At 48.9% G+C, this 4,412-nt stretch carries 3 protein-coding genes; 1 reads left to right on the plus strand and 2 read right to left on the minus strand.

The window, feature by feature from the left end:
* Window positions 1-230: 230 nt before the first annotated feature.
* Entirely contained in the window at window positions 231-2,864 is a 2,634-nt protein-coding gene (locus tag K5753_01420; GenBank protein ID MCR4725862.1) for a hypothetical protein, read from the minus strand.
* A gap of 214 nt (window positions 2,865-3,078) precedes the next feature.
* Here K5753_01420 and K5753_01425 point away from each other — a divergent pair, with 214 nt between their 5' ends.
* A complete protein-coding gene (locus K5753_01425) occupies window positions 3,079-3,672 on the plus strand; it encodes a rubrerythrin family protein (protein MCR4725863.1) in 594 nt (197 codons plus the stop codon).
* A 37-nt stretch (window positions 3,673-3,709) separates the two neighbouring features.
* On the opposite strand, the gene K5753_01430 is transcribed toward K5753_01425, so the two are convergent.
* Window positions 3,710-4,412 (minus strand): hypothetical protein (locus K5753_01430; GenBank protein MCR4725864.1); only part of this gene is annotated, 703 nt, incomplete at its 5' end.

Raw genomic sequence — 4,412 nt, forward strand, 5'->3', positions numbered from 1 at the left:
CGATTCAACGTTTTTGATAGATTTGATTTCGTCGTTCTGTTCTTTTTCAATTTGATTCCTTTCAATCATAAATACACCTCCTGCTTTCTGTTTTCGTCATCCTAAACGGAGTGAAGGATCTCATCCGATTTTCACACTGCTCCGCGTTAAGGGATCCTTCGACGACGGCGCATTCGCGCCTGCTCAGGATGACGTACGAAATGAAATCGTTCGTCATCCCGACGCCGAACTCAGTCCGCCGTTTCGGTCACTTCGTTTTCTTTCTTTCCGCCCTCTTTCTTGATCGCGAATCCGATCGCGCAGATCGCCGCGGGAATCACCGTCAAAGCAAGCGGCGCCAAGAACGCTTCCGCCCAAACCGCGGCGCTGTACCGAACGAGGACACAACCTTCAACCAACCCATATTCCGACACAAACAAGCTCCCCGTCACAGGAAGAAGCGGAAGCGAAATCACCGCGGAAAGCAAGACCGTAACGAGCGCGACCGCCGCGAATTGAAGAGCGTAGACGGCGAACGCGTCGCGTTTTCTACCGCCGCGCGCATAGAGGGAAAGCCTATCGTCCTTCGTGCGAGTGCCGACCGACCAAACGTACAAGAGCATCAGCATAAAAGCGAGCGGAATCGTAAAACACGTTACGCAAACGGACGTTATAAAACCATCAGACCAATACTCTACTTCGTATGGATAACGGAAGATCTTATACGGAGATTGAAGCAAATAACGCGAATCCCTCCTGAGAACGGCTCCCAATTCATCATAATCATGAATCGAAACAAAGATCTCTTTATAATTATTTTCCCAACCACTCGCCCTGCTCTCTTCCGAAAAATAGGTTTCCGTAAACAAGACACAAGTCAAATTTCTTTGATAAAAATCTTGAATCGCACTTTTTTTTGATCTGTCATAAGATTTTTTTTGATCGTAACCCGCTTGCCCGGTCAGGACGACACCCGCGACTTTAAGAAACAAATGTCCGTCATGATAAACGTCCCCCACAAAATCCTCTACGGTTCTGATTATTTTATCGAACTTTTCTCCTTTATGAAAATAATTCGCTCCGGAATCCAACAGGCTTTTTACGTACAGATCGGTAACGTAAACCGAATCATCCGATAACGCAACGGAATTCTCGGACAAGCGAAGTCCCATTTTTTCAACGTCGGTAGCGCTTTCGATAATAATTCCCATACCATTTGGAATTTGAGCGATCGGATAATAGTCGTTTTTTGCAAAAGTCGAGCTCAAATCAAGCAACTCCTCTTTCGAAATCCTTCTCCAATCCATTCCATACGAGGGGATTGAATCGTTTCGATAAAGAACCGCACAAGGGAATTTTTGTTTTTTCAAAGTTTCAACCGTATTCATTGCGTGATCAAACCTCGCAAACGCCGTCGTAAACGCCAAAGACAGCGTAGCCACCGCGCAACAAAGCGCCGCAAAACCAAGCAAGACGGGATTGATTTTGAAATTCAAAAACGCGGGCTTTACAAACAAACGCCAAAATCCCTTTCCGGACTTTTTCCGGGTCTCCGCGATTTCTTCCACTTTATCCGCCGCTTCGGAAGGCTCGTTTTCTTTCTTCCCGCCCTCTTTCTTGATCGCGAATCCGATCGCGCAGATTGCCGCGGGAAGAATCGTCAGCGCAAGCGGAACCAAGAATGCTTCCGCCCAAACACCCGCATAATTTCGAATAAGGGCAGCGCCTTTGATCAAACCGTAAGACGACGCGACTTTTTTCCCGATTACGGAAACAAGCGGCAGCGAAATCGCAGCGGAAAGCAAGACCGTAACGAGCGCGACCACCGCGAATTGAATCGCATAGACGGCGAACGCGTCGCATTTCCTTCCGCCGCGCGCATAGAGGGAAAGCCTCTCGTCCTTCGTGCGAGTGCCGACCGACCAAACGTACAAGAGCATCAGAATAAAAGCGATCGGGATTGCAATACACGCTCCGACAAGCGCATTCGTTACGCTTGACAGCCAAGAATCTCCTTCATAAAAGGGATCAAGAGTATATTTTGCGCCAAGAGCCTCTTCTCCATATTCTCCGACAAGCCGGCTCAACTCTTGATAATCTTGAACACGAACAAGAATTCTCGAATAATACGGTTCGTCGGAACTTTTCGCCCACTTCTCATAAAAATAACTTTTCCAACAAAAGACGTTGGGTAAAGCATTCTGATAAAAAGCCCGATTCTCCTGCGCTTTGGCTTGCTCATAGGCGCTCTTTTGACAGAATCCCGTTTGCCCCGTCAGGACGACGCCCGCTACGGAAAGCAAAAACTCACCCTCGCAATAAATGCTTCCGACGAATTCTTCTACCGCATTTATCCGTTCGTAATCGCTCCCCTCTCGCCGAGAAAAATTCCGCCCCGTAGCCAAAAGAGCTTCTGCGTATAAATCGGAAACGTAAACCGAATCACTCGACAAAGCGACGGAATTCTCGGACAAACGAAACCCCAATTTCTCAACGTCTCTTACATCGTCAATAATGATAAAGCTTCCGTTACTGTACCCGATCGGATAATAACGGTTTTTTGTAAAACTTGTCTTTAATCTGTTAATATCAGACTCTGTGATCTGATATTTTGAAACAACCGCATAAGGGAAGTTATGATTTTTCAAGTTTTCTACGGTGTTGTCCGTGTTCCCAAACGTGCCATATGCAGTCATATACGTTAAAGCAAACGTTGCCGCTATGGAAAAAAGCACCGCAAAAGCAAGCAAGACGGGATTGATCTTGAAATTCAAAAGCGCGGGCTTCACAACCGAACGCCAAAAGTTTTTCTTACTAACTTTTACCTGCTCTTCCGATTCAACGTTTTTGATAGATTTGATTTCGTCGTTCTGTTCTTTTTCCATTTGATTCCTTTCCTTCACAACGTTTCTCCTTCTTCTCGAAAAATCAAACGCAACCATTTTACCACGGTAAAAATTATATTGCAAGTGCTTTTCCAAAATGAAACACGTTATTCACAAATTGAGAGATTTTGCCCTTTTTCTGCCGGATTTCGGGCGTATAGAAGGCGGTGAAAGAGGGAAAACTCCTTACGCAAGCATCAAAAAGGAGGAAACTATGAAACTGATCGAAAGCAAAACCTATCTGAACCTCGCGAAGGCGTTCGCCGGCGAATGTATGGCGCGAACGCGCTACGAATTTATTGAGTACGGCGCGCGCCAGCAGGGCTACACCGCCCTCGCGGAAGTCATCGACAAGATCGTCTACAACGAATTCAATCACGCCCGTATGTGCTACACCTATCTCCAAAGCGCGAGCGAAAAGACGATCGCGAACGTGGACGTCGCGTCGGGCTATCCTTTCAAGGAGAAATGGGATCTCGTCGAGAACCTGCGCCTCGCCGCCGAGGACGAAGGGATCGAAGCGGAAAAGGTCTACCCCGAATATCAAAAGACGGCGGAAGAGGAAGGGTTTCGGGATATCGCGGGGCTGTTTCGCAACCTGATCGGGATCGAGACCTGCCACAAAAAACTTTTCACCGACCTTTACGAGCAGATGAAATCGGGAACCTTGTACAAAAAAGAGGAAGCGACGAAATGGAAATGCGGCGGTTGCGGCTACGAATGGACGAAAAAAGAAGCCTTCGAGATCTGCCCCGTCTGCGGCGCGAAGCAAGGCGCGGTCCTTCTGAAACTCTCGGACGGAGAATAACGAAAAACGGCGAAACAATTCGCCGTTTTTTCTTCGCTTACAGATCCGACCGCTTGAATCGGAAATAAGACGCGGCGAAAAACCCTGCGGCGAGGAGCGCTTGCAGGAGAAGGCTCATAACGATCGAAAACGCGGGGACGACGGGAAGAAGCGGAAGCCCCAAGAGCGGCGCGCGCGACGCGGCGACGGGGATATAGTCCGAAACGACGCGAAGCATCATCGAGAAAATGCCGCCGCCGAAAAGGAGCAAAGCGGGCGTTCCGAGGAAGAACCCTCCCGTCCTGCGGGAGAAGGCGACCGAAAACGCGGAAGACGCGATCGCAAGAAACGAAGCGAGCAACCCGAACGCCATTTTCCCGAAATAAGTCGCGTAGGCGCTCGCAACGAAGCAACGCGTATGGTATAAATTACAGACGTTCGCCGTCTCGCCCAAGCCGAAGACAAACGCGCCGACGAGGACGAAAAGGATCCAAATCCCGACCGTTAAAACGGCGCTCGTCAAAAGTTGCCCGAAAAAGACCGTTTTACGATCCGCGCCGCCGGCAAGGACGTTTTTCATCCTGCCGCCGCTCTTATCGTTTCCGAAGACGTAGATCCCGACGAACATTCCGACGAAGATCATCATCACGCTCGCCGCGACCGAATAACGAAGCAGTCTCGTCGTCCGCGCGTTCGCTTCCGTATACGCCGTATCTTTGAGTTCAATGCGGCTTGTAACGGCATACAAACGATCTTGCTTA

The organism is Clostridia bacterium (assembly GCA_024685775.1).
In the GTDB taxonomy this organism is placed as follows: Bacteria; Bacillota; Clostridia; order Christensenellales; family CAG-1252; genus CAG-1252.

Bases quoted from the DNA above. Each gene is read 5' to 3' on its own strand.
- K5753_01420 (MCR4725862.1), bottom strand. From the start codon at position 2,864: ATGGAAAAAGAACAGAACGACGAAATCAAATCTATCAAAAACGTTGAA.
- K5753_01425 (MCR4725863.1), top strand. From the start codon at position 3,079: ATGAAACTGATCGAAAGCAAAACCTATCTGAACCTCGCGAAGGCGTTC.